The following is a 13,811-nucleotide window of genomic DNA, read 5'->3' as shown; positions in this document are numbered from 1 at the left end:
TCCCTGTCACACAGGCTCACCGATACCGTGCGGGACAACCTCCCTGGACATCACAGCTAGCCGGGCAGCCGGCTGACCTTAGTCAGCCGGCCACCCCGAATCAGACCAGCGAGGCCAGCTGCTGGATCTGCTCGGTGCTGCGGCCGGTGACCACCATCATGGTGACGCCCGCGGCTTCCCAGACCTTGATTTGCTCACGGACGTAGTCGATGTCGCCCACGATCGCGGCGTCGTCCACCAGCTCGTCGGGGATGACTTCGCCGGCCTTGTCCTTCTGCCCGCTGCGGAACAACTTGGTCACGTCGTCGACGACCTCGCCATAGCCCATCCGGCGGTAGACCTCAGCGTGGAAGTTGGTGTCCTCCGAACCCATACCGCCCATGTAGAGAGCCAGGTAGGGCTTCATGGCCGCGAACGCCGCGGCGCGGTCGGGCGTGATGACGATGTTGGCCGTCGCGCAGATCTCGAAGGTCTCCCGGGTGCGGCGAGCGCCCGGACGGGCGAAGCCTTCGTCCAGCCATTCGTTGTACATGTCGGCCAGCCGCGGGGAGTAGAAGATCGGCAGCCAGCCGTCGGCGATCTCGGCCGAAAGCGCAACGTTCTTCGGGCCTTCGGCACCGAGCATCACCGGGATGTCGGCCCGGCGTGGGTGGGTGATCGGCTTGAGGGCCTTACCCAGCCCAGTCGTGCCCTCGCCGCTGATCGGCAGGGGGTAGTGCGGGCCGGCACTGGTCACCGGGGCCTCGCGGGCCCACACCTGGCGCAGGATGTCGATGTACTCACGGGTGCGGGCCAGCGGCTTGCCGAAACGCTGCCCGTACCAGCCCTCCACCACCTGCGGCCCGGAGACACCCAGGCCCAGAATGTGGCGGCCACCGGACAGATGGTCCAGCGTCAGGGCGGCCATCGCGCACGCGGTCGGGGTCCGCGCCGAGAGCTGCACCACCGAGGTACCCAACCGGACTCGCGACGTCGACGAACCCCACCAGGCCAGCGGCGTGTAGGCGTCGGAGCCCCACGCCTCGGCGGTGAAGACGGCGTCGAACCCCGCATCCTCAGCCGCGGACACCAGTTCGGCGTGGTTGGTCGGCGGCTGCGCGCCCCAATATCCGAGTTGCAGTCCCAGCTTCATCCTTGGCTCCTCGCTCGCCTGCTTGCCACCATTGTTAGAACCTGTTCTACTCGATGCCGTGACTGCCAGCCAAAGCACCCGCGCGCAGATCGATGAGCATGAGCCGCCCCTCTCTGCGCCGCTGAAGTTGTCCTTCGACTACACACGTTCAGTCGGCCCAGTACTGGGAGCGTTCTTCACCGCTCTGCGCGAGCGCCGCATCGTCGGCGTCCGGGGATCCGACGGTCGGGTGTACGTGCCGCCGGCCGAGTACGACCCGGTCAGCTACGAACAGCTCACCGAGATCGTACCGGTGGCCAGTGTGGGCACCGTGGTCTCGTGGTCATGGCAGCCGGAGCCCCTGGAGGGGCAGCCACTGGACCGCCCGTTCGCCTGGGCGCTGATCAAGCTCGACGGCGCCGACGTGCCGCTGCTGCACGCCGTGGCCGCCGAGAACCCCAAGGCCATCAGCGCCGGTACCCGGGTGCACGCGCACTGGGCAGAGGAGACCGTCGGCGCGATCACCGACATCGCCTACTTCGCGATCGGTGACGAGGCCGAGCCGGTAGCCGATGTCCCCGACGAGCGCGACCCGGTGACCATGGTGGTCGTCCCGTCCAGCCTGGAGATCCAGCACACCGCATCACTGCCCGAAAGCGCGTATCTGCGCGCCTTGCAGGAGGGCAAACTGCTGGGGGCCCGCACCGGCACCGAGGGCAAGCTGTACTTCCCGCCCAAGGAGGCCGACCCGGCCACCGGCCTGCCGCTGGACAACTTCGTCGAGTTGCCCGACACCGGCACGGTGACGACGTTCGCGATCATCAACATCCCGTTCGCAGGGCAGCGCATCAAGCCGCCGTATGTGGCCGCCTACGTGCTGCTCGACGGTGCCGACATTCCGTTCCTGCACTTGGTGTCCGACATCGACGCTCACGAGGTGCGCATGGGCATGCGCGTGGCGGCGGTGTGGAAGCCCCGCGAGGAGTGGGGCCTGGGCATCGACAACATCGAATACTTCCGGCCCACCGGCGAACCGGACGCCGACTACGACACCTACAAGCACCACCTGTGAGGGGCAGCATGACGCAACGCGATGTCGCGGTGGTGGGTTTCGCCCACGCCCCGCACGTTCGCCGCACCGACGGCACCACCAACGGCGTCGAGATGTTGATGCCGTGTTTCGCGCAGTTGTACTCCGACCTGGGGATCGCCCAGACCGACATCGGCTTCTGGTGCTCGGGTTCGTCGGATTACCTTGCCGGACGCGCATTCTCCTTCATCTCAGCGATCGACTCGATCGGCGCAGTCCCGCCCATCAACGAGTCGCACGTGGAGATGGACGGCGCGTGGGCGCTGTATGAGGCCTACATCAAGGTGCTGACCGGCGAGGTCGACACCGCCCTGGCCTACGGTTTCGGCAAGTCCTCGGCCGGCCAACTGCGCCGCATCCTGGCGCTGCAGACCGATCCGTACACCGTCGCGCCGCTGTGGCCGGACGCGGTCTCGATCGCCGCGCTGCAGGCCCGGCTCGGACTGGACAGCGGTCAGTGGACCCGCGAGCAGATGGCCCGGGTGGCAATGGATTCATTCGCCGCCTCAGACCGGGTGGACTCGGTGGAGTCCTCGACCGACCTCGACGAGCTGCTGGCACGCCCGTTCTTCGCCGACCCCCTGCGCCGGCACGACATCGCACCCATCACCGACGGCGCGGCCGCGATCGTTCTGGCCGCCGGCGACAGGGCTCGTGAACTGTGCGAAAACCCGGCCTGGATCACCGGATTCGAGCACCGCATCGAGTCTCCGGTGCTGGGCAGCCGGGACCTGACTCGCTCCCCGTCGACCTCCGTCTCGACTCGCGCGGCGACCGGCGACGACATGCCGGCGGTGGACGTCGCTGAGATCCACGCGCCGTTCACCCATCAGCACCTGATTTTGACCGAAGCCATGCAGTTGCCGTCGAAGACGAAGGTGAACCCCTCCGGCGGCGCCCTGGCGGCCAATCCGATGTTCGTCGCGGGACTGGAGCGCATCGGCTTTGCCGCACAACACATCTTCAATGGTTCGGCGGGCCGAGTACTGGCCCACGCCACCAGCGGACCTGCGCTGCAGCAGAACCTGGTCGCGGTGATGGAAGGACGCAACTGATGGGCCAGCTCGCTGCGGTGCTGGGCACCGGGCAGACCAAGTACGTCGCCAAGCGCCAGGACGTGTCGATGAACGGCCTGGTGCGCGAGGCCATCGATCGCGCGCTGGCCGATTCGGGCTCGACGTTCGACGACATCGACGCAGTGGTGGTCGGTAAAGCTCCGGACTTCTTCGAGGGCGTCATGATGCCCGAGCTGTTCATGGCCGACGCCGTGGGCGCCACCGGCAAGCCGCTGATCCGGGTGCACACCGCGGGCTCAGTGGGCGGCTCGACCGCGGTCGTGGCCGCCAGCCTGGTGAAGTCCGGCAAGTTCCGGCGGGTGCTGACCATGGCCTGGGAGAAGCAGTCGGAGTCCAACGCCATGTGGGCGCTGAGCATTCCGGTGCCGTTCACCAAGCCGGTGGGAGCCGGCGCCGGTGGCTACTTCGCCCCGCACGTACGCGCCTACATCCGTCGCTCCGGCGCGCCGACGCATATCGGAGCGATGGTCGCGGTCAAGGACCGGCTCAACGGAGCCCGCAATCCGCTGGCGCATCTGCATCAACCGGACATCACGCTCGAGAAGGTGATGGCCTCCCAGATGCTGTGGGATCCCATCCGATTCGATGAGACCTGCCCGTCCTCCGACGGTGCCGCCGCCATGGTGATCGGCAACGAGGAGATCGCTGACGCGCGGATCGCCGAGGGGCATCCGGTGGCCTGGATCCACGCCACCGCCCTGCGCACCGAGCCACTGGCCTACTCCGGTCGTGATCAGGTCAACCCGCAGGCCGGCCGAGACGCTGCGGCGGCCCTGTGGAAGGAAGCCGGTATCACCAGCCCGATCGACGAGATCGACTGCGCCGAGGTGTATGTGCCGTTCTCCTGGTTCGAACCGATGTGGCTGGAGAATCTCGGGTTCGCTCCCGAAGGTGAGGGCTGGAAGCTCACCGAGGCCGGCGAGACCGCGATCGACGGCAAGATCCCGTTCAATGCCTCCGGAGGCGTGTTGTCGTCCAACCCGATCGGTGCCTCGGGCATGATCCGCTTCGCCGAGTCGGCGATCCAGGTGATGGGCAAGGCCGGTGACCACCAGGTTCCGAATGCCCGCAAGGCCCTTGGCCACGCCTACGGCGGCGGCTCGCAGTACTACTCGATGTGGGTTGTCGGCGCCGACAAGCCCGGCGGTTAGCGAGGCTCGACGAAGGAGAGCCGAAGCTGGACCGTCGCATCAAGCCCGCCAACTGAGGAGGACACCCGCATGAACGCAGATCACCCCGCCCACCTTGCGGGCAAGCGCTCCCGTGACGCGGTAGCTGCCCGCGACAAGGAAGCCTGGCTGGCCAACTTCGCCGACGACGCGATCGTTCAGGACCCCATCGGTCCGTCGCATTTCGACCCCGAGGGCAAGGGCCACCGCGGCCGCGACGAGATCTCGGCGTTCTGGGACAAGGCCATCGCGAGCACCGACAAGATCGAGTTCAACTTCTCCGACACGTTCCAATGCGGCGACGAGGAAGCCAACACCGGCAACATCACCATCACGCTGGGCGGCCACCAGATCGTCACCGAGGGTGTGTTCACCTACCGAGCCAACGACAAGGGTGAACTGGTCGCGCTGCGCGCCTACTGGGAGCTGGACCGCGCGGCCAAGACGGCACGCAAGATCTAGGCAGCACGATCTAGGCGCTGCACCGCCGGACCGGTCACTGCTCGGCGACCGGCTCCATCCCTTCGCGATACCGCTTCGCGAGGTCGCGGTAGTAGGGCGGATTGGCGTTGATCCACACCTCGGCACCGGTTCCGGCGATCGGGCCCTTGACCACGGCAGGCGCGCCGGTCACCAGCACCCCGTCCGGGATCCTGGTCCCGGCGAGCACCGTCGAGCCGGCCGCAATCAGGCTGCGAGCGCCGATCACCGCGCCGTCGAGCACGGTCGAGTGATTGCCGATCAACGCCTCGGAACCGATGTTGGCGCCGTGGATGAGGCACATGTGCGCGATCGTCGCGCCCGGGCCGATGTCGACCGGAACGCCCGGCGGCACGTGCAACACCGAGCCGTCCTGCACATTGGCACCCTCACGCACCACGATCGGCGCGTCGTCGCCGCGCAGTATCGCGCCGAACCACACCGAGGCCCCCGCTTCGATGGTGACGTCACCGATCAGCGTGGCGGTGGGTGCGACGAACGCGGTGGGGTCGATCTTGGGTGACCGACCATTGAAGGAGAACAACTGCATCGTCCACATATACCAGGGACCAAAGACCCCGAACCAGCAGGGTTTATTGCGCAAACACGTGTCAAAACTGTAACGTGTTCTAGTTAGAAGCAGAGGGTTGGAGGCAACAGGTGAGCACTGACAACGCCGAGGTCGGCGTCCGCCACATCGATACCGGAACACTGCCGGACCGCTACGCGCGTGGCTGGCACTGCCTGGGCCCGGTGAAGGACTTCCAGGACGGCAAGCCACATTCCATCCATGCCTTCGGTGCCAAGCTCGTGGTCTTCGCCGACTCCCAGGGCGAACTGCACGTGCTCGACGCCTACTGCCGCCACATGGGCGGCGACCTGAGCCGGGGCGAGGTCAAGGGCGACGAGGTCGCCTGCCCGTTCCACGACTGGCGCTGGGGCGGCGACGGCCGCTGCAAGCTGGTGCCCTACTCCAAGCGCACTCCGCGGGTGGCGCGCACCCAGTCCTTCCCGACCGACGTTCGCGGCGGCCTGCTGTTCATGTACAACGACCCCGAGGGCAACCCGCCACCGGACGAGGTGCGGATCCCGGAGATCCCCGAGTGGTCCAGCGGCGAGTGGACCGACTGGCGCTGGAACTCCATGGTGATCGACTCCAACTGCCGCGACATCATCGACAACGTCACCGATTTCGCGCACTTCTTCTACATCCACTACGGCCTGCCCACGTCGTTCAAGAACGTCTTCGAGGGCCACATCGCCTCGCAGTACCTGCACAATGTCGGGCGTTCCGACGTCCCGGGCCTGGGCACCAGCTACGGCGGTTCGGAATTGGACTCCGAGGCCTCGTACTTCGGTCCGTCGTTCATGATCAACTGGCTGCACAACACCTATGGCGGGTTCAAAGCCGAGTCCATCCTGATCAACTGCCACTACCCGATCAGCCAAGACCAGTTCCGGCTGATGTGGGGCGTCATCGTGCAGAAGCCCAAGGGCCTGGACGACGCCACCACGGAGAAGATCGCCGACGCCATGACCGACGGCGTCAGCAAGGGCTTCCTGCAGGATGTCGAGATCTGGACCCACAAGAGCCGGATCGAGAACCCCCTGCTGGTCGAAGAGGACGGGGCGGTCTACCAGCTGCGCCGGTGGTACTCCCAGTTCTACGTCGACGCTGCCGATGTGACCGCGGAGATGACCGACCGCTACGAGATCGAGATCGACGCCACGGTCGCCAACGAGAAGTGGAACGCCGAGGTCGCCGAGAATCTGCGCGTGCAGGAAGAGGAAGCCAAGGCTTCAGAAACCGTCAACGCGGAGTAGGTCTGACCCCATGGCCCGCGAGGTTCCCGACGCCGGCGAGCTGGCCCGGTCCATGCTGATGTTCTCCGGTGGCCACGACGACCACCACGAACACGGCCACGGGTCCGACGACGACGAATCGGGCCCCGATACCCGTTACTCACGGCACCCGCTGTTCCCGGATCGCCCAGAGCAGCTCGACGCGATTCGTGCTGCGACCGAACGGGATACCGACCGCTACCTGCATTCGGGTCTGATGCCGGTGGAATGCCGGCACTGCACCGCGACCGTCGAGGTCAAGAAGCTGGGTCCCGGATACACGTCGGTGCAGTGGAATTCGGCGGCGGTGAAGCGGTGCGCGTTCTTCGCGGCCGAACGCGAGGCCGGCCACACCAGCAGCCGAAGCCGCGGCTGCCCACGGCTGTCCAAGAGCATCACGCACGCGGTCGCCGAGGGACATCTGGAGGAGCGCTCCAGCGCTCCTCCGCCCGGTGACGGCATCGACTAGCTCGTTCTCTCCGCCGAGAGTGCGGTTTGGTTGGCAGATCGCGTCTTTGACCGACCAAACCGCACACTCGATGAGTGCCCGGCCGGATTCACCGGCTCACAGCCCGGCGAAGCGCTCCCGCACCTGTTCGGCAGTCAGGCCATAGTCGGCCAACGAGTACTCATGCTTGGGAGCCCGCGGACCGGTCTTGCTCGCGGCGTAGTCGTCGGCCATGGCCTGGCGAGCTTCATCGGACAGCGACAGGCCGAATCGTTCGTAGATGCTCGCAGCGGTGGCCAGCGGGTCGGCGACGAAGTCCTTGTAGTCGATGTCGCAGAACTGCGCCTGATCGTATTTGGCGCGTTGGCTGTTGAACAGTTCCAGACCCCGAGCCCAGGTCTCCATCTCGTCGGCACCGATCCGCGCGCCCACGAAGGTGTTGGAGTGGCCTTCGGTGGTGTGCCGCGCCAGGGAGCACATCGACGCCATGATGGTCTCGGCCGGCCGGTGGCACTGCACAAAGAGTGCATCGGGGTAGACCGCCATGATCGCATCCAGCGCGAACAGGTGACTGGGGTTCTTGAGCACCCACCGCTTGTCCGGATCGTTGAGACCGATCAGCTGCAGATTGCGGCGGTGCCGTTGGTAGACCGGAGTCCAGTCCTGTTCGGAAAGCCAGCGCGAGTAGGTCGGCAGGTGCGCCAGCGTCTCATAGGACACCGAGTGCAGGGACTGCCGCAGCAACTGCCAGCACTCCTCGAGGCCATCGGCGGTCATGAAGTGCAGTCCGGTGTAGTCCGGGTTCTCGTCGTGGTGCCGGGCGAACTGGGCCGCCATCTCCCGATACACCGGGTTGGTGTCCCAGGTGTCGCGCGGCGGCCGCGGCTGCGGGAAGTCCGCCAGCCACATCTCCAAGCCCTGGTGACCCGGGTCGGCACCCAACAAGCGATGCAGCGCAGTGGTTCCGGTGCGGGGCAACCCGGTGACGAAGATCGGCCGCTCGATGGCGACGTCGACGTACTGGGGGTTGGCATTCCAGCCGGCCTGCGACAGCAACCGGGCAACCAGGGCAGCGCGCAAGAAGAAACGATTCATCTTGCTGCCCAGCTCGGTCAGGTCAGCCTCGGTGCGATAGGACTCCAGCAAGATCCCGAGCGCTTCGCGGTAGTTATCGTCGTCGGGGCCGAAGTCGTCCAGACCCACCATCTTGGTGGCTGAGGCGTGCAGATCGTCGACGGTGCCGACATTGGTACGAGCGGTCATCAGTTGTGGTACTCCCCGCAGTTGACGTCGAGAACCTGTCCGCTGATCCCACTGGCCAGGTCACTGGCCAAGAACAGCACAGCGGAAGCCACCTCGTCCTCGGTGGGCAGGCGCTTCAGGTCGGAGTTGGCCGCGGTGGCGGCATAGATCTGGTCGACGGTGGTGCCGTACTTGCCGGCCTGGTGAGTGAAATAGCTCTGCAGGGTGTCACCCCAGATGTACCCGGGTGCAACCGAGTTGACTCGGATCCCCTGCTCGCCCAACTCGGAGGCCAAAGACTGTGACATCGCCAGCAGCGCGGCTTTGGCCATCTTGTAGGCGCCGTACTTGGGCTGGGAATGCCGGATCACCATCGAGTTCAGATTGACGATGGCGCCGTTGGCGGCGGCCAGCGCGGGCGTGAAGCCCTGCGTCAGGCGCAGCGCGCCGAGCCCGCTGAGCTCGATCGCATCGCGGATGTGCTGAAACGAGGTCTGCGCAAGCGGCTTCATCGACGGCACCCGGAAGGCGTTGTTGATCAACACGTCGATGTGGTCGAACTCGGCCGTGGCCGCCTCCACCAAGCGTGCGACCTGCTCGTCGTCGGTGATGTCGGCCGGCACCACCAGCGCCCGCCTACCGGCGGCCCTGACTTGCTTCGCCACCTCCTCAAGGCGATCCGCGCTACGAGCCGCCAGCACCAGATCGGCGCCTTCGGCCGCGAACCTGTTCGCCAGCGTGCTGCCGAGCCCCGGCCCGACCCCGCTGATCACCGCGACTTTGCCTGTCAGCAATCCGGTCATCTCTACCCCAACATCCTGTTTGCGATCTGCTCCTGCCGCAACGCGATACGCGCGCGCCAGTCTTCTTCGGAAATCTTGTTGTGCTCGTAGAACGGCAGCGCAGACTGCACCTGGTCCACGTCCACCAGCTCAACGGTCGGACCATCGGCCTCGGTCAGCGGCCGCGACACTCGCTGCCAGCGGAACTGCAGAAATCCGCGCCGGTGGCCCAGGGTCTCCACCCAGTTGGTGACGCCGGGGTTGGTGTCGGACACCACGATCCGGATCTTGCCGTCCGGATCAGCTTGAGCCTGAGTGCCGTTCAGCGACGTCTGGTGGTTGATGTAGTCCAGTGAGATGTACCAGAGACTGCCCAGCTGGAAGCCCAGGTAGGGGGCATCGGACACGGGCAGGGTGATCACCAGGGCCTGACCGGGCTCGAGCTCGTAGTGCCCGGCCGACGAGTACTGGGTGGCCAGCCCACCGGGCGTGAGCCGCGGCGCCACCATGGTGTTCACCGGGAGGTTCAGGTAGAACCACTGCGGGAACGCCAGCCAGGTCTTGATCCGGTTGATCAGCTGCTTACCCGCTGCTGCATAACGCTTCTCGATCAGCTGACGGGTCAGCGCCGGCGGCGCGGTGCCCACGGTGTCGGTTCGCGAGATCGCCAGGGTGCCACGGCGGGCAGCCCAGTCGTTATAGACCTCGCGAATCACCAGCTGCGCCGGCTTCGTGGGCTGGAACCGCCAGGTGAAGGTTCCGTCCTCGGCGACGTCGAGTTCGCGGTCGTCGAAGGCAGCATCGCTGACCGGGACGTTGTCGTCGGTGTACTCGCCGCCGCCGAGCAGCTGGAAACTCAGGTCGGTGGTGGTTCCACGGGTGCCGCGCACCACGTAGTCGTTGCCGGGGCGCACCACGGTCCCGAAGTAGAGCGTGTCGGGGTTGTCCAATCCCATCTTGGTGAACGGCCCGGTGCCCGACATGAGGAACGGGTGGTCACGCTCCCCGTTGAATGCGGCGTGCACGCAGGCTTCTACGCCACCGGCCAGGTATTGCAGGCCCTCGAGCAGGTCGGCCTCGGTCTCGATGTGCGGAGCCGCGGCTACCAGCTTCTCCGCCTCGGCGATCGCGGCCGACAGGGGTTCGGAGTACATCGGTGCAACACCTCTCAGATCGTCAAATGGTCCAATATTGGATCGACGTGGTAGATATCTCGAACTGACTGTAGACGTCGCGGTAGCATGCTGCAATGGCTCCGCCTGGACACGAGGTCTCCCGACAGGCCGTGCGGTCCTCTCCCCCGACCGAACGCGTCGTGACGGTTCTGGACTTCCTCGCCCGTCATCCCGACCAGTGCTTCGGCCTCTCCGAACTCGCCCGCCGCACCGGCCTGGCCAAGCCCACCTGCCTGGGCATCGCCACAGCCCTGGCCGATGCGGGTTACCTGACACGCGATGAGCCGGACAAGACCTACCGGCTGGGGCCGGCGCTGATCTCGCTCGGCCGAGCAGCCCAGCAGGCACTGCGGGTCGGCCCCGAGGCGCGTGAGCTGTTGCGGCGGCTGTCCGCGGACTTCGCCACCTCCGCGGCACTGAGCGCGGTGGTCGACGACCGCATCACCGTGCTGGAGCTGGTCGCCGCCCCGAACGCACATCTGGGTGTACAGGCCGGCCAGAGCTACCCGTTCGCTCCTCCGGTCGGGCTGATGTTCGTGTTATGGGACGACAGCGCCCTGCGGGACTGGCTCGCCCGGGCGCCCACCATCCCGCTTCGGTCGGAGAGTGAGCGACTGCAACGCGTCGTCTCCGAATGCCGCGCCGACGGCTATCTGGTCGAGCGGCTGACTCCGGGCGGGCAGCGCCTCTACTCGTTGATGGCGGGCCTGTCCAGTGAATTGCCCGACGAGCTGCGAGCGCTGCTCGGCGAACTGGTGTCCGACATCGGTGAGCGCGTCTATCTGCGCGGTGAGGCCGGCGGCCGCGGGCGCCACGACATCAGCGTGATCTCGGCACCGGTGTATGACCACCATCAACGCCAGGCGATGGTGGTCTCCCTGCATGCCCAGCGCGCGCTGACCGACAACGAAATCACCAAGTGGGCACGCGGGGTGCTGCGGACCGCCGATGCGCTGACCGGACAACTCGGCGGGATCAAACCCGCACCACTGTTAGGTTCGGCCCCATGATGTTGTCGGTCGCCGATCAACTCCAGCTGTCGGCACTCGTGCATCGCTATGCCGCGCACGTAGATGCTCGTCGATTCGATGAAGTGGCCCAACTGTTTACCGTCGATGCCGAACTGATACTGCCCGAACCGCCGGACCAGCTGGAGCCCGGCGTGCACCACCGCGGCCACGACGGTGTGCGCGCTGCGATGTCCGGGCTGGCCGCGGTCACGCGCACCCACCACGGCATTCTCGGCGAGGTCTACGCCGCCTCATCGACCGACACGGTGGCGACCGGGGAGATCACCGGGGTGGCCCATCACTGGATCGAGCGCCACGGCACGCTCACCGATCATGTCTGGCATCTGCACTACCGCGACGTCTATCACCGCACCGAGCAGGGCTGGCGAATTGCGCAGCGCAGCTTGATCATCGACGCGATCGAGTCTCTGCCGGCCGGACGGGTGCGCTCATGACGTCGCCTTCCAAGCCCCAGATCTCCTTTCAGCTCAAGACCTTCACCGACGACCCCGACCACGACTGGAGTGCCACGCTGGCACTGGGCCGCGCGATGGATGCCGCGGGTGTGGATCGGGTGGTGGTCTCCGACCACGTCGTGTTCGGGGAGAACCCGGACGCCTATGCCGATCCCCGGCTCGGCGGGATCGCCGGGGGGCGCCAGCCCACCGGGCCCGACGGCCAGTGGCTGGACCCCCTGATCGTGCTGACCGCGCTGGCCGCCACCACGACCCGCATCCGCCTGGGCACCGCGGTGCTGCTGGCCGCCCTGCGGCGGCCGGCGGTGCTGGCCAAGGAGTTGTCCACCCTGGATGTGCTGTCCGGCGGCCGGCTGGATCTGGGTGTGGGCGTGGGCTGGCAGCGTGAGGAGTACGAAGCGGCCGGCCTGTCGTTCGAACGCCGTGGCCGACTCCTGGACCACACCCTGGAGGTATGTAAGGCGCTGTGGACTCAGCAGCGCAGCACCTACGCTTCCCCGGAACTGTCCTTCGGCAATATTCACCAGATGCCCAAACCCGTTGCGCCCGGGGGAGTTCCGATCTGGGTGAGCGGCACCGTGAACGACGCGGTAGCCCGACGACTGGCCCGATTCGGGTCGGGTTGGATCCCGTGGGGCCCGGCGATGCGTGACCCCGCCGGCGCCATCGCGGACATGCGGGACCGCATCGCCGCGCTGGGCGGCGATCCGACCGGCCTGCAGGTCCTGGGCCACGCGACCACCGCCAAGAACGCGGACGGCTCGCTGGACACCGATGCCACCGCAGCCTCGGCACCGGCACTGGTAGCCGCCGGGGTCACCGACGTGCGGGTCACCTGCTCGCTGCCCAAGGACATCGGCCGGGCCACCGATCTGCTCAGCGAACTCGTCGAGGCGTTCCGCGCCGCAACCGGTTAAGGAGAGACATCGATGGAAAAGGTCATGATCGTGGCGCAAGCCGCCGACTTCGGCGACGCGTGGTGCCAGAAGCTGCGCGGCCCGATCGCGGCGAAACTGCTCGATCTGGGGCTTCCGGGGGTCGTGGTCAATGTCCGCGACGAGCCGGTGCGCGACTCGATGATGACTCTGACGACACTGGACCCGCCGGCGGCGGCGATCATCAGCCTGTGGACCCAGCAGTACTACGGCGAGGCGACCCAGGCCGCCATAGCCCTGATCAGGTCCGAATCCGACTCGGCGGCAGCGTATCTGGTGACCGAGTCCATGCCGATGCCCCCGCCGGACCCAGGCGAAGGCCGCCGCACACGCGGATTGGCCAACGTGGCGTTACTGCGCCGGCCCGCCGATCTCGACCAGGCGACGTGGCTACATCGCTGGCACATCGACCACACCCCGGTGGCGATCGACACCCAGGCGACATTCGGTTACACCCAGAACGTGGTGATCCGCGCCCTCACCGAGGACGCGCCCGGTATCGACGCCATCGTCGAGGAGAACTTCCCCGATGAGGCGGTGTCCGACCCGTACGCGTTCTATGGCGCGGCCGACCAGGCCGACCTCACCGATCGGGTAGGCCGGATGGTCGCCAGTGTCAGCGCGTTCGGCGCCCACCTGAATATCGACACGGTGCCCACCAGCCGCTACGTGTTCCGGACGCCGTTCGTCACACACACTGCTGAGACAGCGTGATCAACGCCTGGCGTACGTCGGGGTGGCGCTGCAGATAGGACAGCACCGGATCGGGGGCACCCGGGTCCTCCTGCTGCCCCCGATGCGACAAGGTGCTCTTGACGTCGGGATGCCGCGTCAAATACGCGTCGACAGAGTTCCCGACGGTCTGGTCACACTGCTGCGGCGCGGCGTTGGCCACCGGCGCCAGTACCCCCGCCACACTCAGCACGCCGACCGCGATTGCTCGAGTAATACCGCTCATCACTCGACGGTACGCGC

At 66.8% G+C, this 13,811-nt stretch carries 16 protein-coding genes; 10 read left to right on the top strand and 6 right to left on the bottom strand.

The genetic code is table 11. The features are described from left to right. Window positions 1-100 precede the first annotated feature (100 nt). Window positions 101-1,132: an LLM class F420-dependent oxidoreductase gene (locus BST15_RS16170; protein WP_046191014.1), complete on the bottom strand. Its 1,032-nt coding sequence runs from the start codon at window positions 1,130-1,132 to the stop codon at window positions 101-103. A gap of 58 nt (window positions 1,133-1,190) precedes the next feature. Here BST15_RS16170 and BST15_RS16165 point away from each other — a divergent pair, with 58 nt between their 5' ends. From BST15_RS16165 to BST15_RS16150, 4 genes are all read left to right on the top strand, one after another. Then, window positions 1,191-2,183 (top strand): Zn-ribbon domain-containing OB-fold protein, encoded by a 993-nt coding sequence (locus BST15_RS16165; RefSeq protein WP_046191015.1) that lies wholly within the window; start codon window positions 1,191-1,193, stop codon window positions 2,181-2,183. 8 nt (window positions 2,184-2,191) lie between these two features. After that, on the top strand, window positions 2,192-3,256 hold the full coding sequence (locus tag BST15_RS16160; protein ID WP_046191016.1) for a thiolase domain-containing protein: 1,065 nt from the start codon (window positions 2,192-2,194) through the stop codon (window positions 3,254-3,256). Next, window positions 3,256-4,428 carry a thiolase domain-containing protein gene (locus BST15_RS16155; RefSeq protein WP_046191017.1) on the top strand — a complete coding sequence of 391 codons (1,173 nt, stop codon included), beginning with the start codon at window positions 3,256-3,258 and terminating at the stop codon, window positions 4,426-4,428. Before BST15_RS16160 ends, BST15_RS16155 begins: the two co-directional genes overlap by 1 nt. A 69-nt stretch (window positions 4,429-4,497) precedes the next feature. Next, window positions 4,498-4,908 (top strand): nuclear transport factor 2 family protein, encoded by a 411-nt coding sequence (locus BST15_RS16150; RefSeq protein ID WP_046191018.1) that lies wholly within the window; start codon window positions 4,498-4,500, stop codon window positions 4,906-4,908. Between the two features lie 34 nt (window positions 4,909-4,942). Here BST15_RS16150 and BST15_RS16145 read toward each other — a convergent pair whose 3' ends face one another. Continuing rightward, window positions 4,943-5,476, bottom strand: a complete 534-nt coding sequence (locus tag BST15_RS16145; RefSeq protein ID WP_046191019.1) for a gamma carbonic anhydrase family protein — start codon at window positions 5,474-5,476, stop codon at window positions 4,943-4,945. A 110-nt stretch (window positions 5,477-5,586) separates the two neighbouring features. Here BST15_RS16145 and BST15_RS16140 point away from each other — a divergent pair, with 110 nt between their 5' ends. Then, window positions 5,587-6,750: a 3-ketosteroid-9-alpha-monooxygenase, oxygenase component gene (locus BST15_RS16140; RefSeq protein WP_046191020.1), complete on the top strand. Its 1,164-nt coding sequence runs from the start codon at window positions 5,587-5,589 to the stop codon at window positions 6,748-6,750. Between the two features lie 10 nt (window positions 6,751-6,760). Continuing rightward, window positions 6,761-7,237, top strand: coding sequence for a hypothetical protein (locus BST15_RS16135; protein ID WP_046191021.1), 477 nt, complete (start codon window positions 6,761-6,763; stop codon window positions 7,235-7,237). A 96-nt stretch (window positions 7,238-7,333) separates the two neighbouring features. Here the strand turns inward: BST15_RS16135 and BST15_RS16130 are convergent, their stop codons facing one another. From BST15_RS16130 to BST15_RS16120, 3 genes are read right to left on the bottom strand one after another with little or no spacing between them, the layout of a single operon-like run. Next, window positions 7,334-8,479 (bottom strand): sulfotransferase family protein, encoded by a 1,146-nt coding sequence (locus BST15_RS16130; RefSeq protein ID WP_046191022.1) that lies wholly within the window; start codon window positions 8,477-8,479, stop codon window positions 7,334-7,336. Continuing rightward, window positions 8,479-9,261 (bottom strand): SDR family oxidoreductase, encoded by a 783-nt coding sequence (locus BST15_RS16125; protein WP_046191023.1) that lies wholly within the window; start codon window positions 9,259-9,261, stop codon window positions 8,479-8,481. Before BST15_RS16125 ends, BST15_RS16130 begins: the two co-directional genes overlap by 1 nt. Before the next feature lie 2 nt (window positions 9,262-9,263). Further along, window positions 9,264-10,394, bottom strand: a complete 1,131-nt coding sequence (locus tag BST15_RS16120) for a hypothetical protein (protein ID WP_046191024.1) — start codon at window positions 10,392-10,394, stop codon at window positions 9,264-9,266. Window positions 10,395-10,489: 95 nt separating this feature from the next. On the opposite strand from BST15_RS16120, the gene BST15_RS16115 reads away from it, so the two are divergent. The 4 genes from BST15_RS16115 to BST15_RS16100 are packed head-to-tail and all read left to right on the top strand — an operon-like array spanning window position 10,490 to window position 13,550. Beyond that, window positions 10,490-11,425, top strand: a complete 936-nt coding sequence (locus tag BST15_RS16115; protein ID WP_046191025.1) for an IclR family transcriptional regulator — start codon at window positions 10,490-10,492, stop codon at window positions 11,423-11,425. Continuing rightward, window positions 11,422-11,880 (top strand): nuclear transport factor 2 family protein, encoded by a 459-nt coding sequence (locus BST15_RS16110; RefSeq protein ID WP_046191026.1) that lies wholly within the window; start codon window positions 11,422-11,424, stop codon window positions 11,878-11,880. Before BST15_RS16115 ends, BST15_RS16110 begins: the two co-directional genes overlap by 4 nt. Next, window positions 11,877-12,818: a TIGR03619 family F420-dependent LLM class oxidoreductase gene (locus BST15_RS16105; RefSeq protein ID WP_046686423.1), complete on the top strand. Its 942-nt coding sequence runs from the start codon at window positions 11,877-11,879 to the stop codon at window positions 12,816-12,818. The genes BST15_RS16110 and BST15_RS16105 overlap by 4 nt, the downstream gene beginning before the upstream one ends. Before the next feature lie 12 nt (window positions 12,819-12,830). Next, window positions 12,831-13,550 carry an EthD domain-containing protein gene (locus BST15_RS16100; protein WP_046190936.1) on the top strand — a complete coding sequence of 240 codons (720 nt, stop codon included), beginning with the start codon at window positions 12,831-12,833 and terminating at the stop codon, window positions 13,548-13,550. Here the strand turns inward: BST15_RS16100 and BST15_RS16095 are convergent. Then, window positions 13,525-13,794, bottom strand: coding sequence for a heme-binding protein (locus BST15_RS16095; protein ID WP_046190937.1), 270 nt, complete (start codon window positions 13,792-13,794; stop codon window positions 13,525-13,527). The genes BST15_RS16100 and BST15_RS16095 overlap by 26 nt on opposite strands. Between the last annotated feature and the right edge of the window lie 17 nt (window positions 13,795-13,811).

The sequence above is a fragment of the Mycolicibacter arupensis genome (assembly GCF_002086515.1).
GTDB classification, from domain to species: Bacteria; Actinomycetota; Actinomycetes; order Mycobacteriales; family Mycobacteriaceae; genus Mycobacterium; species Mycobacterium arupense.
This window is presented reverse-complemented; position numbering and strand designations above follow the sequence as displayed.

What these genes read in the sequence shown, in the direction of transcription:
- BST15_RS16170 (WP_046191014.1), bottom strand. Translation starts at nt 1,132, where the DNA reads ATGAAGCTGGGACTGCAACTCGGATATTGGGGCGCGCAGCCGCCGACC.
- BST15_RS16160 (WP_046191016.1), top strand. Translation starts at nt 2,192, where the DNA reads ATGACGCAACGCGATGTCGCGGTGGTGGGTTTCGCCCACGCCCCGCAC.
- BST15_RS16155 (WP_046191017.1), top strand. Translation starts at nt 3,256, where the DNA reads ATGGGCCAGCTCGCTGCGGTGCTGGGCACCGGGCAGACCAAGTACGTC.
- BST15_RS16150 (WP_046191018.1), top strand. Translation starts at nt 4,498, where the DNA reads ATGAACGCAGATCACCCCGCCCACCTTGCGGGCAAGCGCTCCCGTGAC.
- BST15_RS16145 (WP_046191019.1), bottom strand. Translation starts at nt 5,476, where the DNA reads ATGCAGTTGTTCTCCTTCAATGGTCGGTCACCCAAGATCGACCCCACC.
- BST15_RS16135 (WP_046191021.1), top strand. Translation starts at nt 6,761, where the DNA reads ATGGCCCGCGAGGTTCCCGACGCCGGCGAGCTGGCCCGGTCCATGCTG.
- BST15_RS16130 (WP_046191022.1), bottom strand. Translation starts at nt 8,479, where the DNA reads ATGACCGCTCGTACCAATGTCGGCACCGTCGACGATCTGCACGCCTCA.
- BST15_RS16125 (WP_046191023.1), bottom strand. Translation starts at nt 9,261, where the DNA reads ATGACCGGATTGCTGACAGGCAAAGTCGCGGTGATCAGCGGGGTCGGG.
- BST15_RS16120 (WP_046191024.1), bottom strand. Translation starts at nt 10,394, where the DNA reads ATGTACTCCGAACCCCTGTCGGCCGCGATCGCCGAGGCGGAGAAGCTG.
- BST15_RS16115 (WP_046191025.1), top strand. Translation starts at nt 10,490, where the DNA reads ATGGCTCCGCCTGGACACGAGGTCTCCCGACAGGCCGTGCGGTCCTCT.
- BST15_RS16110 (WP_046191026.1), top strand. Translation starts at nt 11,422, where the DNA reads ATGATGTTGTCGGTCGCCGATCAACTCCAGCTGTCGGCACTCGTGCAT.
- BST15_RS16105 (WP_046686423.1), top strand. Translation starts at nt 11,877, where the DNA reads ATGACGTCGCCTTCCAAGCCCCAGATCTCCTTTCAGCTCAAGACCTTC.
- BST15_RS16100 (WP_046190936.1), top strand. Translation starts at nt 12,831, where the DNA reads ATGGAAAAGGTCATGATCGTGGCGCAAGCCGCCGACTTCGGCGACGCG.
- BST15_RS16095 (WP_046190937.1), bottom strand. Translation starts at nt 13,794, where the DNA reads ATGAGCGGTATTACTCGAGCAATCGCGGTCGGCGTGCTGAGTGTGGCG.